Genomic DNA, 19,441 nt, shown 5'->3' with positions numbered 1-19,441 from the left:
ATTTATATTGCTTTCTCCGGTTAATTTTGCCAACCTCTGTACAATCCTTCTCCTGACTGACTGTATCCCTCATTTTGTTCCAGCATGCCTTCGGAAAGGTCAATCTGACTTTGAGGAATTGGGAAGAATCCTTTGGTTGCATCATAACGTGCACTATAGCCATCAGGATGCAAAGCAGTATGTGTGTCTGCAGCTCCAAAGTTATAAACTGCTACTCCTACCTGTGATTCCAGGGCAGTTTTCGCGTAACTGTCACCCCAGCGCCTCATATCGTTCCATCTTGTGCCTTCAAATGCCAGTTCATGCTGCCTTTCTTTCTGAATATTCTCTAATGAATAGGTAACAGGAGGCAATTCAGCACGAGCTCTTACTTCATTCATATATGTTGCATCTTCTTTCAGCTCAGACAACATGAGAAGCACATCAGCAAAACGGATGTAGACCAAGTCATCGGTGTGAGACAGCTGATTGTTGTCAGATGTTCCATACATAATTACGCCATAATCATTTTTCAAATTACCATCACTCCCTCTGGCAGTAACTCCGTTATATTTTTTACCCCAGTAATTGCTTTCCAGAACAAAGTCCCATTGTCCTCTTTGATAGCCTAATGGAACAACTTCTTTCTCAATATCCATTACAGAGGCCCAAAGTCTCACATCGTTAGGCTCGTCTTCCTTCCATTGATCAACCAACGACGCCGGAACAGAGTTGCCTTGTCCCCAGCCACCGGCAAACGGATAGGTGTTTTCAAGATTCTGTAGCCCTCTTAAAGCATAAAACAACTGATAGGTATTAGAGTAACCTCTGTCGATACCCCATCCAGCAAAATTTGAGAACTGAAGAACAAAAACTGATTCCGGATTTCTGGCACCATTGTCACTTGCATAAGTGAGACTCTTGCCTGTTTCTGCCATGTAATCCTGGATGTATCCATAATCACCTATAGATAATGAATTTGTATAGGGCCAAAGTTCATGAAAATCACCTACTAAATAATGACCGCTGTTTGTATAGCAATCTTCCAGCCATGAAATAACGTTTTGTTTTGAAACGCTTCCGCCTTCAGGTAATGTAATTTCATTTTTATTATAGAAACCGGTATAAAAAAGGAATACGCGGGCCATTAAGGCTTGTGCAGCCCATTTGGTTATTCTTCCCTGCTGGGTTTGGTTGTAGGGTACATTCGGAAGCATTTCAATAGCATTTTTCAGGTCAGAAGCTATTTGTCCGTAAATTTCATCAACAGAAGCTGCGGGTAAATTCACATTTTCAGTGGTAATTTTCAATGGAACTTCGTTGAAAACCGAATTTAACTGATAATAATACCAGGCGCGTAAAAACATTGCTTCTCCGGTAAACTGAGCCTTTTTTTCAGGACTAACAATCTCATCTCCAAGCAATGGCATATTCTCTATGGCAAAGTTGGCCCTGTGTATTCCCTGATACAAAACACTCCAGGAATTTAACAACATTTCATTGTCGGAGAACTGGAAAGTTTCATACGACTGTGCCTGAATATCATTCATTCCGCCACCACCAAGCTTTTCGTCGCTTGCAACTTCCCAAATGAAGAATGGGCTTCGGTCAACCTGACTCTGTAAATTGTTCATTAAAGTGTAAATTCCAGCCATCATTTGTTCAGCATCATCTGCTGTTTGAGGAAAGTTGGCTGAGGTTTTATCGGTAAGCGGATCTATGTCCAGAAAATCTTCGCACCCCCACAGCAATAAAACTGCAATCAAACAATATATTATTTTTTTCATAACATTTCTCATTTAAAAGTTTTTAAAATTTAAGATTTACACCAATCATATATGAACGTGGTGAAGGATAAAAACCTAAATCAATACCTGAGACAAATGGCTGCTCATTGCCGTAACCTACTTCAGGATCCATGCCTGAATAGTTGGTAAATGTAAACAGGTTACGCGCGGTAACATATAAACGTGCCTGTCCGAGAGGTACATTTGGCATCAATTTTTTGAAATCATATCCCAGCGTTACGTTTTGGATTTTGACAAAATCTCCGTCTTCAATATAAATTTCCGAGATATTGATTCTGTTCGTAGTATTACCGGCAGTTAAGCGTGGCAGAAGATTGGAAGTACCTTCACCATTCCAGCGGGTTAAAATACGATCGGTGTAATTATGAAATTCGTTGTCGGCAAATGAGCGGTACGATTTTAAAATCTGATGACCGAATGCACCTTTGGCTGTAACAGCGAAATCAAACCCTTTGTATTCAAAGTTCATTCCAAATCCTATTCTAAAATCAGGATGAGGGTTACCAATCATTGTTTTATCATCGGGAGTTACAGTATCATCACCATTAGTGTCTACAAAAATCACATCACCAGGTTGTGGGCTTTCTTGCAAAAAACCATTTGTCCAGTTATCAATTTCTGTCTGATTTTGGAATATTCCGGCTGTTTTGTAACCATAAAAATAACCTACGGGAAATCCGGTTTCAACACGCCACACAGGATCCGTTCCCTGTGAAATTATGCTTCCGTCACTTTGTATAAATCCGCTTGCATTACCCAATCGGGTAACTTCATTTTTATTTTTGGCGATGTTAAAATGTGCCCCGTAGCTAAATTCACCAATACGATCATTCCACCGCACTGAAAGCTCTACCCCTTTGTTCACAATATCTCCACCATTATAATAAGGAGCCTGTGCCCCAAAAATTGCAGGTAATGGTTGACGAACTAACCAGTCTTTTGTTGTTTTTTTGTAATAGTCAGTAACCAGCTGAAGTCGTGAATTGAAAAAATTTGCATCCACACCAATATTCAACTGCTCTGAAGTTTCCCAGCTAACATCGGGATTAGGTAATATCGATGGATACCCCCCAACTGCATCACGTCTCGGTTGCTACCAAAGCGGTAATTGTTGTCTTTATCGAATCCAACGAGTGCTAAATACTGGAATGGGTCGATTTCGGAATTACCGTTTTGTCCCCAGCTAACTCTCAATTTCAGAAAATCTACAAAACCATTATTTTGCAGAAATTGTTCCTCTGTCATTACCCAGCCTGCTGAAACAGATGGAAAGTACCCCCAACGATTTCCTCTTGCAAAATTAGAAGAACCATCAGCTCTCATTACCAGGGTTAACAAATACTTTTCGGCGTAGTCGTAATTTATCCTTCCAAAGAAAGAAGCAAGCTGACCTCTGCCAAGCGGGCCGCCCGAAATACTAGTAACACCAGTAGTTAATCCATCGGTATTGTCCAGGTATGCATGCTCAAAACCAATAAATGTTGGATTGGCGTTTGTTGCACTCATATTTGTTCCCAAACCCCATTTCTCCAAAGACTGGCCCACAAGAACATCGAAATTGTGATCGCCCGAATTAAACCTGTAATTCAAGGTATTTTCAAAAGTCCAGCTGTGTCCGTTTCCTGAAGACTGCACGATGCGGCCAGGACTTAAGGATACGTCTCCTGCGAGATTGTAAGCCGGCTGATAGCTGCGATAACTATTCCCATTATACCGGTATCCATAACTGCTTCTGAATACTAAATCTCTTATCGGCTGAATTTCCAAATAGGCATTGCTGTTGATGTTATAGTTTCGGGATTCATTCATCCCTCTGTTCAGATGCATCTGCGCAATGGGATTATAGAGCCTCGATGATAAACCGGCCAAACCTGAGGCTGCCAAATCATCAGCGGCGTAATATTCACCCTCATCGTTATAAATTGGAACCAGAGGATTTCCTACCAACAAGTTACGTACATCATTATAATACATTCCGCCAATGGCAATACCGGCTCTTTTGCTGTAACTATAATTGAAGGTTTGACCTATTTTTATTATATCAAGATCATTTTTCCTGTAAATTAAATGGTCGCTGTTTAACCTCGCAGTGTATCTTTCGTAGTTAGGTTCAACCGGCTTACCCAAAACACCTTCCTGAGAAGTATAAGAGAATCCCATTGAAAAAACAGATTGTGCAGAACCACCGCTTATATTTAGCGCATGGTTCTGTATTGGCGCATTTTTATTATATGCCTCGTCTAACCAATTGGTACCATCCCATTGCCCACTTTGTATTTTCTGATACAAATCGGGAATTGCACTTGCAAAGTCTATCGCATCTCTACCGGAAACAACTCTTTCTTCATTATAAATATCCATAAACTGCTGCGCATTGAGTGGCTGTTCCAGATTTTCTATTTGCTGAAATCCATAATAACCGTCATAGCTTATCTGCGTATCGCCACTGCGACCTTGCTTTGTAGTAACCAAAATTACACCATTGGCTGCACGCGAACCGTAAATTGCAGCCGAAGCAGCATCTTTAAGAATGTCAATCGACTCAATGTCGGCAGGACTCAGATTATTTATATTCCCTCCTGCAACCCCATCAATTACATATAATGGCTGAGAATTACCAATTGTACCCAGGCCACGAATATTTACTTTAAATCCTTCTCCGGGCATACCGGAATTCTGAACAATATTAACCCCGGGAGCCTGGCTTTGAATGGCTTCAAGTGCTTCACTTGTACTTTGCTGAACGAGATCATCGGAACCAACATTAATATTGGCACCTGTGGTTAACTTTTTCTTTTGAACCCCATAACCAATTGCAACGACTTCATTAATACCAATTGCCTCTTCTTTCATGGTAACATTAATCGTGCTTTTCCCATCCACCAAAATTTCCTGAGTGCTCATTCCTATAAAAGAAAATACAAGTGTAGCATCATCCGGAACTTCTGAAAAAGAGTAATTTCCATCGGTGTCTGAAATCGTTCCTTGCGTGGTCCCTTTTACAACAATGGTAACGCCCGGAAGTGGACTTCCGGAATCATCAACTACAGTACCCTGCAAATTGATGTTTTGTCCAATACCCCAGAGTGTTAGGAGCATCATAGGTAGCATCACTAGTGCAACCTGAAATAATTTGCCTTTTTTCATAAATAAATAGTTTTGATTAATAAATTGTAATTAAATCTAAGACGATAGCGGTTATTTATACAGGCGGAATACACCCTCTAAATGGCCTCCAACCTCTTAGTTATATTTTCATTCATTCTGAGTTTTATCTGATGATAGGATCCTATGCATCACTAACTTTCCATCGTGTGTTCAACTAAATCTTTTTAAACTTTGGTGCTTAATGAAATTTTCAGGAAAACAGTAGCAATCAATTCGATCCGAAAAGTTGCAATCACTATCTTTCATTCTACTTCATTAAACATACATAATTTGCACAATGCTTGTATAGTGTATGCAATACCCTCCAACAGAGCGAATCAGGTGAACGACAATATGAACGAATTAAACCTATGTATTTGAATCACTTTTCCAACAATACTGAATAATCGGAAATCACAAGCGAAATTTGTGTTCGTAAGAATTACGGCTAACGATAATAGTTTTTTAAAGTCCATCTTATTTAAGTTTGAATGATCGTTTGTTAGTAATTGTTAAAATTACATTATTAGCAAAATAGCGATTTATAATTTTAGATATTTTAGTTTTAAGTTTAGATAAATCCAACTCAGTAAAGAGCACAAAAACAGCATTTAAGTAAACCCCCAAAAAACTTTATTTGCCCTACAAACAGGAAAACACACCATTCACACATCTATCAATAACAGACTCTAACATGCTGTATTAATGCATATTAAATCACATACAAACTATTAACTATTGCAACTATTCGTAACACATACAATATGAATTTTCAATTCAAAACATATGATCTGTTCATATTTAAATTTAAAATTCCTAAGCTCAATACATTTTTAGTTACAAACACACTTATTGTACCATGTACATTTTTTTTAAAATTTGTTTAGCAGGAAAAATCAATAAATCTCATTAAAATAATAAACCAATAACCTAAAATCTGAATCATGAAGAAACTTTCATTCCTTTTCTATTTTCTGTTAGTAATCAGCATTAACAACCTCAACGCACAGGAATTTAAACTTACATCATCCGGTTATTTTCAAAACCATGGATTGGACGTAATGGCCTTCGTTGATATTTATCCTGAAGGACATCAGGGCGGTGTTTCGCTGATTATGCACGGAAACCGTATTGTCACTAATGGCGACATTAGATTGGAACCCACTCCCGAATAATGGCAGCCAGTGCCTATTTTAGCAAAATGAAAAAGCAGTTGCAGAAAGGTGCCGATGTGGTGATTACCAGCGGCCTGCTAAAAGCCATACAAAACGATATTGTCGAGTTACGAGCAGAAGACAAGGACGCGCTTATTAACGATTTTGGTTTCTGGGGAAGCACGGACAAAGATATCCTGATTCCTAAAGTGCTGTAACTAAGTATTAATTCATTTTTGTATATTTTATATAGAAAGTAACTTAGTTGAAATAGAAGTGAGACTTTATCAAGAACAAAAAATACAGACCGCTGCAAAAGCCTGATTTTAAGCGCTTTTATTTTTTCGTGAAATACCAAAAAGGTCATACAATTCAAAATACGCGGTTTTTACAGCCTCTGATAATCATTTTTTTTGGAAAGGACCGAACTGAAATTCACTTATTCCGCCATAATTTGGCAAATAACAATCTGTTAACGAACCTTCATTTTAAAAATATGTTACTAACTAGTAACGATGTTATTTTGACAACTTTTTAAACAAATTAATCACTAAAATTATGAAGCAATTTGCATTAACAGTTTTGATAGTACTTTTTTCGATAACAAGTTGGTCAAAAAAGAATCCGATGCCGTTAATTGGAGATAAAGCTCCTTCTTTTACCGAAAAATCAACAAATGGAATATTAAACTTTCCCGAAGATTTTGGGACTAACTGGAAAATATTATTTAGCCACCCACTGGATTTTACAGCTGTTTGTACTTCTGAATTATGCGGATTGGCCCGAAGTCAAAAGAAACTGGATTCGCTGGGCGTAAAAATAGCCGTAGTATCAATTGATGAAGTTGAAAGACATTTACTGTGGAAAGAATTTATGGAAAGAGTGTTGAAGGAAGAAAATGTAGCCACCCAAATAGAATACCCAATTGTAGCTGATCTTTCAGGAGAAGTTTCGAAAAAATACGGAATGTTGCATCACTCCTCAAATGACAAAAGAGACGTGAGAGGTGTATTTATTATTGATCCGGATAACATTATCCAAGCCATTACTTTTTATCCGATGAGTGTGGGAAGAAATATGAATGAAATAATAAGAACGGTTGAAGCACTGCAACTTACACAAAAAGAAAATGTGCTTACCCCATTAAATTGGCAACCCGGAGACGATGTTCTTGTTCCGCACAAACCTTACACATCGGATGAATTAGAAATAAATCCCGAGCTGGAAAACCAGTATTATAATAAAGGAGAATACATGTGGTTTAAAAAAATGAAGAAGAAATGATCTGAAAGTGTCATCAGGCACACATTTTAACTACAGGTAGTTAGGTGGCTCTCGCCGGACTGATATTTGCAATAATTGTGGTACTCGTTTAACTTATTTATAAATCTATTTTATAAAGAAATTACCGGCTGGTTTGCCGGGATTTTTGCCGAATCCAAAACAACAGATTGGCGATATATTAAACCCTTTTTGTTCCCCCTTAAAATTTCAGGTTATAGAGATCTTAACCCAAAAAGGCTTTATTTTATTTGTTTAACGGGTGATTCTAAATTCGTAAGAAAATAAAAAAGTATTAGTTTTACGCATCAAAAAGAATAACCTGAATGATAATTGAAACCTTTTCATACCCCAGAGCGGCTGTTATTGGCAATCCATCGGATGGATATTATGGCAAAACCATCGCCTTTGTATTCTCCAATTTTATGGCAAATGTTCAGCTCTATCAGACCCCCGAGTTAGAAATTAAGCCACAGCGCCTGGATATTACAACATACAAAGACATGCAATCGCTGGTTGAAGACATTAACTTTGCCGGTTATTATGGAGGTATGCGTTTGCTAAAGGGAATGATAAAGGTATTTTATGAGCACTGTGTGAAGAATAACATTCAGTTGGCCAGCAAAAATTTCACAATTCGCTATCAATCAAATATCCCTTTACGATTAGGATTAGCCGGATCAAGTGCAATTTTATCGGCATTTTTAAAAGCAATGTGTTTGTTTTATGAAGTGTACATTGATCCTGCTACATTTGCCAACCTGGTACTTTCGGTTGAAAACGGAGAGTTAGGTATTTCAGCCGGCTTGCAAGACCGGGTTGCTCAAGCTTTTGAAAAACCCGTTTTTATGGATTTTAATAAGAAAACCATGGAAGAAAAAGGGCATGGTAATTATAAGGTTTTAAATACCACCAATTTCCCTAATTTTTACATTGCTTTTCGGAAAGATCTTTCGGAAGGTACGGAAACAATTCATAATAATTTGAAAGCACGTTTTAATATTGGCGAAGAAAAAGTGCTTGAGGCCATGAATCGTTGGGGACAAATTACTGAGGAGTTTAAAACAGCCTTGTATAATAATGATTGTGAATTAATGCACCAATTGATAGATGAAAACTTCGATCTGCGTCGTTCATTAATCACCATTAGCAAAGGAAATATTGAAATGGTTGAAATGGCCCGGTCAGTCGGTGCCAGCGCAAAGTTTACCGGTTCGGGAGGGGCAATTATTGGCACGTATAAAGACGAACTTATGTATAGTAAACTAAAAGGTACACTTAATAATAATAACATTGAAGTAATAAAACCAAACATCGTTAACAATTAAAAAATGATAAAAAAAGCAGTAATTCCGGCAGCAGGTTACGGAACCCGGTTTTTGCCGGCAACCAAATCATCGCCTAAGGAAATGATTCCAATTATAGATACCCCCGTAATACAATATGTTGTTGAAGAAGCTGTTGAAAGTGGAATCACAGATATTTTAATGATTATTGGTAAAGGGAAACGAGCCATCGAAGAACATTTCGACAGGAGTCCTATCCTGGAAGAGTCGCTCCTGAGAAAACAAAACCTGAAAATGCTCGATAAAATCCGGTCCATTTCGAACATGGCCAACATACATTTTGTCTGGCAAAAAGAGATGAATGGACTGGGAGATGCTATTCTACATGCCAAATGTCATGTGGGTAACGAACCGTTTGTTATTCTGCTGGGTGATACACTAGTGCAAAGCGAAGATGGTCCGGTTACCAAACAACTAATTGATGTGTACAATAAAAATAAAGGTTCGGTGATTGCTTTGGAAGAAGTTGAACCGAAGAATGTAAGTAAGTACGGAGTGATTGACGGCACACCCATTTCTGATTGTGTGGTGCAGGCAAAAGGCTGGATTGAAAAACCATCGATTGAAGAGGCTCCTTCAAACCTGGCTGTTGCAGGCCGGTATTTGTTTACCCCTGAAATTTTTGATTATCTGGAAACTACAACTCCCGGCAAAAACAACGAAATACAACTTACCGATGCCATGAAAGAAATGGTAAAATCTCATCCGATGTACGGAATGAAATTTAATGGCAAACGATACGACATTGGTAATAAGCTGGGCTTTCTGAAAACAAATATTGAGTTTGGATTAAAAGATCCTGAAATAGGTGAAGAAATGAAAATGTGGATTAAAGAATTTGCAGCGGGTCTTTAAAGAATTTCCTCGCTTATTTGCCTAAAGCAATAGCATCCGGAGAAGCAATTCCGATGTATTCCACTTTTTTCGGAATGCTAACCAACCATCTTTATCGACAAATGAAAAGTTGCTGCATTCAACACGGCTTTTGGGGTAATATTGAACTGATGACCAGTGTATTCATGTTTCTCTTCATATCAGTTCCAATGAATATGCAAGAAAAATATCAGCCTCCTGAGCCTGTACGCGTTAGCATGGATGGTTTGGTAAAGTCGGAATTTATTTTCCCGATACAATAAGCCAACCCCGCAATGTTAAACTCGCATTATTGAATTCCGTTCATTAAGAATAATTAATTCCGCTTTTCACTTTTCCTACAATATCTTCCAAAATCAAATACAAACAAGGCACAAGTACAAGGATAATCGACGTGGCGAAAATAATACCAAAGCCAAGCGAAATAGCCATTGGGATGAGATAATATGCCTGCCGAGAAGTTTCCAGAATTATCGGGGTAAGCCCACCGAACGTTGTAAACGTGGTTAAAATTATTGGTCTGAAACGTCGCAGACCGGCTTCGTGAATGGCATCAAAAACCGATTGCTCCTTTCGTTTATGATTGGCATAATCAATCATAATCAGTGAATCGTTTACCACCACTCCGGAAAGTGCGATTACACCCATCAGGCTGATTAACGAAAGGTCGTAGCCCAGTAAAATATGACCGATAACTGCACCTACAATTCCGAATGGAATGGCTGTCATTACAATTAAAGGTTGCAGATAGCTTCGGAAGGCTATTGCCAGTAAAGCATAAATAATCATCATGGCCATAGCGAAACCTCCCCAAAGCGCCTGTGTCGATTCGCGCATTTCGGCCTGGCTTCCCTGAAAACTCCAGGTTATTCCCGGGAAATCGGCACGAAGCTGCGGAAGAACTTCATTATTAATGGAAGCCAACACGCGGCTTACGGCGTTGGCAGGTTCCACATCCATACCTACATTTATCACTCTTCGTCCGTCGCGTCGGTTAATGGATGTATAAGCTTCTCCTTCTTCCAGATTTACAACTTCCAATAACGGAACTTCAATTCCGCCGGGTGTTCTGATGTTTAAATCTTCCAGGTTATAAATATCCTGGCGCTCATTAAGCGGAAGTTTCACACGCACCTCAATTTCATTGGTTTCGCGTAGCTGACGCATTGCAAGCGACCCGTAAAAAGCGTTTCTTAACTGGCGGCCAACATCATTTGGAGTTAACCCAAGATTGCGGCCTTCCGTCAAAAGCTTGAAATCGAACTGGGTTTTGCCTTTATCGTAATTATCGCTTACGTCGCGGGTTGCTTCAAAAGATTCCATTCGCTCAAAAAATGCCTGGCTGGCATGTTCCAAAACTTCAATGTCAGAATGGCTGATATCAACACTAATGTCCTGCTGGTATCCTCCGGGGCCTCTTTCTGCTTCAAAAGTTATCTGGTCTACACCTTCAATATCGCCAATTTCATCGCGCCATAGTTCAATCACATCCTGGGCTTTCATATCGCGTTGATCTGGTGGCTTCATCACTATTTCAATATCGATAAAACTCTGGCCCTCACATTTGTTTTTATTCCATCGGCAACCTTGTATAAATCGTGTTCTTCAAACATGCGCTGTGTTGCTTCCGTGATTTCGTTCGCCACTTTTGCAGCCTGATCGACCGTAGTATTTACAGGTAATCTGACGCCTGCTTCTATTTCATCGGCCGACACTTCCGGCATCATAATAATACCCATATGGTCGCTATAACCATATCCGCCTACTATTATAAACAATGCAATTGCAATACTTATTGTAATGTATCTGTGCCGCAGACTCAATTCCAGAAATGGCCGGTAATATCGATCGACAAACCGGTTGAATCCTTTTGCAAACGACTGCTGCCATTTTTCAAGGTATTCCACGGGTTTAAACTTCATCTTCGACTCCTTTTTACTGTGTGCAAGGTGCGCCGGCAAAATAAACAGTGCTTCAGCCAGTGATACAGCTAACACTGTAATTACCACTGCCGGTAGCGGCCACCAAAATTTACCTGTGGTGCCGGGAATGAACAACAGGGGAACAAACGCAATCATATTGGTTAGGATACTAAAAACCACCGGTCTTGCAATATTTTTTGTGCCTGATATTGCCGCTTTTACCGGACTCATTTTGCGCTGCCTGAATTCATAAATATTTTCACCAACAATAATTGCATCGTCAACAACAATTCCGAGTACAACGAGAAAACCAAACATCGAAATCATGTTGATACTGATACCGATGTATGGCATAAAAACAATGCTGCCAATAAACGAAATTGCCATTCCCATCATTACCCAAAATGCCAGGCGATATTCAAGGAACAGCGCTAATATGAAAAAAACGATGACAATTGCCAGTAGTCCATTTTCACGGAGCAATGATAGTCGTTCGCGGTAGTCTTCAGCCCGGTTACTGTCAATTCTGTGGTTTACGCCCGGAGGCAGCGTATTTTCAAAATCCGCAAGAATTTCTTTCACTGTTTTCTCTATTTCAAGCGGAGACTGTTTGCCAACACGAAAGATTTCTATGCTAACTGAATATTGCTGGTTAAACTGTCCGTGAAATCCGGTTTCTTCGAATCCGTCCGTAATTTTGGCAATATCAGCCAATGTAACTGTAGCTCCTGCGTCGGAAGTTATCACTTCAATTTTACCAAATTCTTCGGCCCACTGCTTTCGCTCCTGCATGCGCAGTAAAATCTCACCTGAATTGGTATCGACAGAGCCCGCAGGAATGTCTTCGCTCGACTGGACAATGATATCGGAAATCTGGCCAAGTGTGAGGTTGTATTCTCGCAAAATATGCCGCGGAATTTCCACATGAGTTACATAATCGGGGACATTTCCAATTTCAACCTGGGTAATTCCTTCGTCGTTCTGCAACCGGTCGCGCAGTTGTTCTGCAAGAATTCGAAGTGTCCAGATGTCAACATCGCCGTAAAGTGTAATTTCCATTACATCGCGCTGCTGATCCTGCAAACGCACTTCGGGTTCTTCAATATCATCAGGAAATGTTCGAATCCGGTTGACTGCCTGATCGATTTCCTGAAAAGCCTTCATCCGATCGACACCGGTAACAAGTTCTATCAACACTGTACCTGAACCTTCCCGGGCTGTCGAAGTAATTTCTTTAATTCCCTGCACCCCTCTTACCGCTTCCTCAACCGGCATTAAAATTCCTTTTTCCACTTCCGATGGTGCGGCGCCTGGGTAAACCACACTCACTTCAACAATATCGAGCTGGAAATTTGGGAATACTTCCTTTTGAATATTATACATCGTCCAGATTCCACCGCCGATTAAAATAATCATCAGCAGGTTAGCTGCAATGGAATTTCGGGCCATGTAAGCAATTGCACCTTTGTGGCTTTTCCCTTTTTTCTTATTTGTTTTGCCGTTTCCCATCTATTGCATTCCTCCTGAATTTTCGTTTTGAATATTATCGGAGGTATCGGCTGGCGCCTCGTTGTTCTCACTCTCCACGCGCAGGCTCACTCCCTCTGTTATGGTTGAAAGATTGGTTGTAACCACTGCTTCATTTTCCTTCAGCCCGGAACTGATATACGCGTATTTTGCATCCTGAAAAATAATTTCAAGATCCCGAATCTGTAGTTTGTTATCAATCATTACCCACACCGTTTCATCTTTTCTGATGTAATCGCGGTTTAACCGGATAACGTCTGTTATTTCATCGCCTTCAATGCTGGCTTCCATAAAAGCTCCTATTATCAGCGGTTGTTTTTGTTTAGAAGAAGTTTGACGGGCCAGCGGATCTTCAACTGCTACAATCGCCCGGGCCAGTCTTGTCTGGTTTTCAAGTGCACCAACCAGTTTGTACAAATAGCCGGTTCGGTAATAACTTTCGGGCCAAGCTGTGCGGTTTCTTATTTTAACCAGCGCCCCCATTTCTTGTTCCGATTCCGGGAACGACAGCCATGGCAATTTCGAAAGCGGAACCGTAATTTCCACCCAATACATATCCATTCCTACCAGGCGGCCAAGATTTTCGCCAGGTGAAACCTGAGATCCGACATTAACATTCCGGGTAATAATATGTGCATCGAAAGGTGCTTTTACAGCAGTTCGCTGCAAATCGAGTTCTGCCTGGTTAACTGCTGCTTCCGCAGCTTCAACTTGCGAGCGCGCGGCATTTAACTGTGGTTCGCGAAGTACCAAAGCTTTGTTTTCTCCAGCAAGTTCTTCCTCAACCAACTGGTAATCTTTCATGGCAACATTTTGACGCCCCATTTCAATCTCGAGATCGGCCTGAGCCTGGTGCAATTCGCTTTGCCGCAGTTGCAATGCATTCACATAATCAGCCGGATCAATTTTTACCAGTACCTCGCCTTTTTTTGCATATCCTCCGGGCGTAAAATTATCCGAACGGCTAACAATTTCGCCGTTTACCCGCGGACTTAAAAAGACATCTTTTGCGGGAACAACGGTTCCGGTAGTAATAATAGTTGGGCGGTAGTTGCCTCGGGTTACTTGAACAACATCTACAAGCATAGCGGTTTCTTTTGTTGCACCGCCACGTTTTGCCGTTGGCTCAGTAGAAAAAATTACAGCTGTAACAGCGGCGGCGGCAAGCAGAATCACCAAACTAATGATAATCGTCTTTTTTCTGTTTACCGGGTTATCTTCTTTTTGCGATGAATGTGTATGTTCTGTCATAATGATTTTGACTTTTTTTACAGATTTTGTTGAGATTCGAGTCCCCCGGCCAGTGCACGATACAATGCGATCCGATATTCAATTAATGCCAGCTTTGCCCGGAGCAAATCCCTCCGTAATTGTTGTTCCTCATCCAGAGCGGTTAGCACGTCGAGATAGTTGCTCATGCCATTCAGATATTCTGTTTTTAACTGTTCAATAGTTTTAGCCGCCAGTTCAACCTGTTCCTGTATGCTCTTGATAATTTGAATTTGTTTTTGTTCCTGCACCAGTGCATCTTCCACTTCACGAAAAGCAGTCAAAACCACATTCCCGTATTGGTAAAGCCGCTGTTGTTTTAATGCCTCTGCACGGTCTGCTTCTGCATTTAATTCTCCACCCCGAAAAACCGGAGCAAGAAGATTGGCGGCAATTCCACGTCCCAAATCGGTAAATAGATCTTCAATATCATAAGCACCGGAAGAAATTGATGCGCTTAAAGTAAGTCGTGGATATTTATTGCTTATTGCCGCCGCTGCCTCGCGGTCGGCCGCCTGTAAAAGATTGTACGCGCTTCTGACATCGGGTCGGCGTTGAATCAGAGTAGCCGGAATGCCGGGATCGGGCAATGCAGGTGGCTCGGGAAGTGGAGGCAGTAAATAGCCTGGTTTTTCCTGTGGCGATTTGCCAACCAAAACTGCTAATTGATTCTCCAGTATTTTTACATTTAATTCAGCGTTTATTTTTTGCTCTTTTGTTGCCTCAAGCAACTGGATTTGCCGCAATATGTCGACTCCCCGAATTTGTCCGCTGCCAAACCGGATTTTTATCAGGCTTAGCGTTTTTTCATTGGTTTCTACCTGGTTTTCGGCGAGCTGTAGTTGATTTGTCGCTACAACTAAATTGTACCATGTGCGGGAAATTTCGGCCGAAAGAGAAATTACTGCTGTCTGGTAATCTTCAAATGAGGCTGCTGCCCGAAACTGCTGTGCTTCAACACTCGAATTTATTCTTCCCCATAAATCAATTTCATATTCAGAATACAACCCGATCCTGAACCGTTGGCTTTGCTGAAATTCTGACTGCCTGTTGTTTATTTCTGCCTGTGCCGATCCGTCGAATGAAGGGTACATTTCCGCAGATACCCGATCTATAATAGCCTGCGATTCCTGAAGCCTGTACCACGTAGTTTGCAGATCCATATTATTTTGAAGTGCACTGTCAATTAATGAATTTAATTGCTCATCTTCAAAAACTGTCCACCATTTGTCGGGAGTTTCAGTAACTCCCTGAACTGAAAAATTTTCAGGCGTATCTATAGGTAAATTAATACTTGTAGTTTTTGGTGAACAGTAGGTTAGTGAAATACATATAATGGTTACCAAAACCATTCGACCGAAAAGACGATAAATTTTAACATTGAATTTTTTAAAAATAAGTAAAAGAATAAGTCGCATAATAAAACTGATTTCATACATCCAAACAACAAGACATACCAGAAAGTTTGTTATTATCAATTTTGAAATATTCTGATAGTTGAAAGCTATAAAAAAGAAAAGTCGCTGTAATTTGCTTCATTACAGCGATTCTTTGTCTGTGTGCAGCAGGGCTATATTAAAACCGATCAAATGCCAGTACAGGTGCCTGAAAAAATAAGAAAGGCAAGACGCAAAAAGCGTAACACAGGTTTTATCATTCGCCTTTGGAAAAAATATTTTTCTTCGATTTTCAACATCAACGTTTGTAAAAAGGACCGAAGAGCTACTCAAAAACTTTAAAGGTCGTAACAATTTTGAATCAGATGAGAAAAAGTTTGACAAGGAGTTTCAGAAAAAAGCCATTGGCAGGGTATTACCTTCATTTCTCAGAAGCACCATACCTTCTGTGTCAACCGGCCTTGTTTTTTGGTAATGTTTTCCAGATTTTATTTGTCAGAAAAATTGTAAGCTTTTATTCCTCTTCTTATCACAACACTTAATATCATTTTAACACTTCGGCCTAGAATTGTTTCATCCGGTTCGCCGCTATTTGCTACTTATATTCCCTATTGCACAAAAGAATTCATCTTTAAGTGCTGGAGATGCTTAAAAAAACAAATTTATTCTTTGGAAATAATCAAATTATTTGTTTTGCATTAAATTTAAGATTGCCGATCACTAATTCTTTTATTAAGTAAAAGAACATAGTTTGCAGGATTTCTAACAGAATAAATATCTTTGCACCGGATTAGGGATTGATCGTAAGTAAAAAACTTTAACATTTTGTTACCAGTTTGTTAGTCATTCGATTCACACCCTTCTCCAACGTTCTGTATTTAAAACAAATACAACTTCTACGGGGCTGACTGGTTTTGACAGCGGGTAGAAGAGACAAGTAAGCATGTCGGGTTTTGATTGTTGACCTGTAAAAAATAATGATCACAATTTTAATTGGCGAAAACAATTACGCTCTTGCGGCGTAACCGAATCAAGTAGGTTACACTTAATTCCGAAACAAGGTTTTGGAACAAGACATCGCCCGGATGCTAATGCTTTGAAGCGGTCCGATCAGGTGGTGCAAATAAATCGAAGCTAGCATAAACGAGGCTCTGGCGTTTTTGCGAAATTAAAAGAGATAAGGTAGTAGTTGGTGGCTTTGATCCGGCTGCTATTCGAAAATTAAGTCAGAGATAAACATGTAGAAAGCTTGTAGCTTCCTCGTTTGGACGCGGGTTCGACTCCCGCCAGCTCCACTCAAGCGGGGATTTTATCAAATTTGATGGAATCCCCGTTTTTATGTCCTTTTAAATCCCTTGCTATTTGCGGAACCAAAGAGAAAAATGAATTTATCCTGAAAGTTCGATATTGGTCGGCTTTTCGGTTATGGATAATTCCTTCAGGAAACAATATATTTTGAAATATCCGTTTGCTGTTCAAATCCGATTTCCCCCATAATGCCAATGGGTTGAGACATATTTTTGTGGCAAAAAGTACTGCCTTTCCAGGGTTCGATTTATATCCAGTCTTCATTAGTCTGATTTTCTGATATTAATCAACAAAGTGGTTTTTCTTTTAATCAGTGGAAACAGGCTATAACTCACACTGTGATTTGACAATGAGTGATAGTCAACCTATAGAAAATTGCAGTGTCCATTTAACTTCTTGGAGACGGCTAAATACTGTTTTCAGAGTTTCAATTAACTCTTTCTCCTCAGGCAATTTTCCAATAACCAACTCGCTAAATGTTGTTTGATAGGGAGATTTAATATTTGCCCAGGTCTTTTCCGGCTGACTGAAAATAATTGCTTCTGCCGGATGCGTTTTTAACCACTCGTTATTGTTCTTGTAGCTAACAACATCGTCATTGCCAACTGTTATCATCATTTTATCAAACCGGTCACTCTCAAAGAAGGATTTGATTTCACTGTTTCCCAGCATCATGTGAATATCATAAATGTGACGGATTTTATTGGCCAGATTTTCATAGGGATTCTCCAATAAAGAGAACCTTGCAAGGCTCATGATTTTCTCGCAGATGGTTCGCTCCCTGCTTAAAACCGGAAGTTCAAAAGGTTCCAAACCATATTCTTTTATTAATTCATCTTGTCCGTTTCGTTTCATCATTTCAGCAATGTAGCTGTTTATGGGCTCTATTGTGAATGGTTCAAAACTTCCCAGCCAGGTCGTCTCAAAAACGATATGTTCGCGAACCTGACCGAAATTACCTTTGAAAATCTTCTCATATTGATGAACTGTTTTCCTGATATTTCCCATTTTATTTGTCAGGCCGGGAATGTCTATTTCAGGCATAACCGATTCAACAATTTTCCCTGCAGCCCTGATTTTCTTTTTCATTTGATTGTCGTTTTCACCTTCATGCCGGAGAACAACAACATCAATATCCTCAGAGAATCTTTCTATTAATTTATGGCATTTTTAAAGTGCTGTTCCTCCTTTAAAAACAACTTCCTTTGCCATTTCAGAATGGAAAATCCGGTATAATGCAAATGTGACCCAATAGTCTTTTTCAATATAGATTTCAGGTATTCCCATCATTTGAGATGTAGCTAAAACAGCTTCCTGAAAAAGTTCTTTATTTTCGTGTAACTTCATTTTATGTTCCAGTTTGGTGCAGTTGTTAAAATGTTTTCGTTTAAGTTGAGACTGTATGTTGTCAACGGGTTCAGGCTTTGTTTTAAATTGCTGTTTTCCTGGCCGGATATTTCATTTAATATTGCCCCCAGGAAAGCCCTGACACGGGGAGGGTATTTTAATGCGTATTTAACCAGCGTATTTGTTTCCTTTTCAGATAAGCTGTTCAGTTTATCCTGCAAAAACCGGATTCCGCTTTTTTTGTCCATGTCAGGTATTTTTGTGAAATCCTTTAATACATCCAAAATTTCGAGCAGGGGATAATTTTCTTCGGTAACATCAACGTAACTTTTTACGGGCTTTGCTTTTATACTGCCTGAATCAATGTATATCCGTTTGCTCCGGCTGGCAATTTTTACAATTTTCGGAACCTGTGTAGTCAACCCCATATTATTATACAGGGCTGTTCCTGTAATGTATGCAATTCTCTTTCCCTGTTCGTATAAATAGGGTTTTATGATTTCTGTTTCCCTCGGTCTTAGCTCCCCAAAAACTGATTTCTTAGGTTTATAAAATACACCTGTAGTTATCCGTTTTATCACTCCTTTTTCGATTAGCCGTTCAATTGCTTTCGTGGCTGCACTATATTCAGTAGCTGCTATACCTAATTGTTGATACTTAAACGTAGTCCCTTCCGGCATACGTTTTATCTTCTTCTCTATCTTTTCGGCAACCTTCATAAGTAAAATCAGTATCTGTTATAACATCACAAAGGTAAGTATTTAAAACACCATGTCAAGTATTTTGCACAAGATACTTGACAATGCTATTAAAAGAATCATAAGTTTCCTCTGTACCAAACATATCAGCTTCAGAACTATTATAATATCTTAAAACAACATGTTCTCTCCTACAAGAAGTCCTATGAATAACGTCTTATAGATTTCTTCTTTTTGTCGAAATATTTAAAAAATGGCCTTCCCACCTGGTCATTATTATTCCGGCAGCAAAGGTAAATCCGTGTTTTAAAGAAATGCAAGTTCAAGCCTCCGGTTTTGTAAAAAATCTCCATCCTCCCACATCGGATAGTATTTTCCACAAAAA

Annotated in this window: 15 protein-coding genes, 1 other RNA gene and 1 pseudogene; 7 read left to right on the top strand and 10 right to left on the bottom strand. The window is 39.5% G+C overall.

The features are described 5' to 3' along the window. Positions 1 to 20: 20 nt before the first annotated feature. Genes G0Q07_RS10135 through G0Q07_RS10130 form a run of 3 tightly spaced genes read right to left on the bottom strand, consistent with a single transcriptional unit; the run spans position 21 to position 4,934 of the window. Positions 21 to 1,766 (bottom strand): RagB/SusD family nutrient uptake outer membrane protein, encoded by a 1,746-nt coding sequence (locus G0Q07_RS10135; RefSeq protein WP_163345987.1) that lies wholly within the window; start codon positions 1,764 to 1,766, stop codon positions 21 to 23. A 22-nt stretch (positions 1,767 to 1,788) separates the two neighbouring features. After that, a complete protein-coding gene (locus G0Q07_RS20725) occupies positions 1,789 to 2,790 on the bottom strand; it encodes a SusC/RagA family TonB-linked outer membrane protein (protein WP_246222871.1) in 1,002 nt (333 codons plus the stop codon). Between the two features lie 8 nt (positions 2,791 to 2,798). Continuing rightward, the gene (locus G0Q07_RS10130) at positions 2,799 to 4,934 is read right to left on the bottom strand and encodes a SusC/RagA family TonB-linked outer membrane protein (protein WP_246222870.1); all 2,136 of its coding nucleotides are present in this window, start codon (positions 4,932 to 4,934) and stop codon (positions 2,799 to 2,801) included. Between the two features lie 944 nt (positions 4,935 to 5,878). Here G0Q07_RS10130 and G0Q07_RS10125 point away from each other — a divergent pair. The 6 genes from G0Q07_RS10125 (at position 5,879) to G0Q07_RS10100 (ending at position 9,851) form a co-directional block, all read left to right on the top strand. Further along, on the top strand, positions 5,879 to 6,109 hold the full coding sequence (locus G0Q07_RS10125; protein WP_203532502.1) for a hypothetical protein: 231 nt from the start codon (positions 5,879 to 5,881) through the stop codon (positions 6,107 to 6,109). After that, complete coding sequence (locus G0Q07_RS10120; protein ID WP_163345986.1) at positions 6,109 to 6,306, top strand: hypothetical protein; 198 nt, start codon at positions 6,109 to 6,111, stop codon at positions 6,304 to 6,306. The genes G0Q07_RS10125 and G0Q07_RS10120 overlap by 1 nt, the downstream gene beginning before the upstream one ends. Positions 6,307 to 6,646: 340 nt before the next feature. After that, the gene (locus G0Q07_RS10115) at positions 6,647 to 7,372 is read left to right on the top strand and encodes a peroxiredoxin (RefSeq protein ID WP_163345985.1); all 726 of its coding nucleotides are present in this window, start codon (positions 6,647 to 6,649) and stop codon (positions 7,370 to 7,372) included. Positions 7,373 to 7,695: 323 nt separating this feature from the next. After that, positions 7,696 to 8,697, top strand: a complete 1,002-nt coding sequence (locus G0Q07_RS10110) for a mevalonate kinase family protein (protein WP_163345984.1) — start codon at positions 7,696 to 7,698, stop codon at positions 8,695 to 8,697. Between the two features lie 3 nt (positions 8,698 to 8,700). Further along, the gene (gene galU / locus G0Q07_RS10105; protein ID WP_163345983.1) at positions 8,701 to 9,570 is read left to right on the top strand and encodes a UTP--glucose-1-phosphate uridylyltransferase GalU; all 870 of its coding nucleotides are present in this window, start codon (positions 8,701 to 8,703) and stop codon (positions 9,568 to 9,570) included. A 17-nt stretch (positions 9,571 to 9,587) separates the two neighbouring features. Then, positions 9,588 to 9,851: a hypothetical protein gene (locus G0Q07_RS10100; RefSeq protein ID WP_163345982.1), complete on the top strand. Its 264-nt coding sequence runs from the start codon at positions 9,588 to 9,590 to the stop codon at positions 9,849 to 9,851. A gap of 43 nt (positions 9,852 to 9,894) precedes the next feature. Here the strand turns inward: G0Q07_RS10100 and G0Q07_RS21055 are convergent, their stop codons facing one another. The 4 genes from G0Q07_RS21055 to G0Q07_RS10085 are packed head-to-tail and all read right to left on the bottom strand — an operon-like array spanning position 9,895 to position 15,724. Next, on the bottom strand, positions 9,895 to 11,115 hold the full coding sequence (locus G0Q07_RS21055) for an efflux RND transporter permease subunit (protein ID WP_203532741.1): 1,221 nt from the start codon (positions 11,113 to 11,115) through the stop codon (positions 9,895 to 9,897). A gap of 2 nt (positions 11,116 to 11,117) precedes the next feature. Beyond that, on the bottom strand, positions 11,118 to 13,019 hold the full coding sequence (locus G0Q07_RS21050) for an efflux RND transporter permease subunit (protein ID WP_203532501.1): 1,902 nt from the start codon (positions 13,017 to 13,019) through the stop codon (positions 11,118 to 11,120). Continuing rightward, positions 13,020 to 14,288, bottom strand: coding sequence for an efflux RND transporter periplasmic adaptor subunit (locus G0Q07_RS10090; protein WP_163345981.1), 1,269 nt, complete (start codon positions 14,286 to 14,288; stop codon positions 13,020 to 13,022). Positions 14,289 to 14,305: 17 nt separating this feature from the next. Continuing rightward, positions 14,306 to 15,724, bottom strand: a complete 1,419-nt coding sequence (locus G0Q07_RS10085; protein WP_203532500.1) for an efflux transporter outer membrane subunit — start codon at positions 15,722 to 15,724, stop codon at positions 14,306 to 14,308. Positions 15,725 to 16,603: 879 nt separating this feature from the next. Between G0Q07_RS10085 and ssrA the strand changes: the two genes are divergently transcribed. Beyond that, positions 16,604 to 17,001: a transfer-messenger RNA gene (ssrA, locus tag G0Q07_RS10080) on the top strand. A 370-nt stretch (positions 17,002 to 17,371) separates the two neighbouring features. Here the strand turns inward: ssrA and G0Q07_RS10075 are convergent. From G0Q07_RS10075 to G0Q07_RS10070, 3 genes and pseudogenes are all read right to left on the bottom strand, one after another. After that, positions 17,372 to 18,169 (bottom strand): annotated as a pseudogene (locus tag G0Q07_RS10075) (nucleotidyl transferase AbiEii/AbiGii toxin family protein); the annotation flags it as partial. A 12-nt stretch (positions 18,170 to 18,181) separates the two neighbouring features. Then, entirely contained in the window at positions 18,182 to 18,358 is a 177-nt protein-coding gene (locus tag G0Q07_RS20715) for a hypothetical protein (RefSeq protein ID WP_246222869.1), read from the bottom strand. Next, positions 18,355 to 19,077, bottom strand: a complete 723-nt coding sequence (locus tag G0Q07_RS10070; RefSeq protein WP_246222868.1) for a DUF6088 family protein — start codon at positions 19,075 to 19,077, stop codon at positions 18,355 to 18,357. Before G0Q07_RS10070 ends, G0Q07_RS20715 begins: the two co-directional genes overlap by 4 nt. Positions 19,078 to 19,441 lie beyond the last annotated feature (364 nt).

The sequence above is a fragment of the Draconibacterium halophilum genome, assembly GCF_010448835.1.
Classification (GTDB): domain Bacteria; phylum Bacteroidota; class Bacteroidia; order Bacteroidales; family Prolixibacteraceae; genus Draconibacterium; species Draconibacterium halophilum.
The sequence above is the reverse complement of the archived record's forward strand: the minus strand, read 5'-3'. Positions and strand labels throughout refer to the sequence as shown.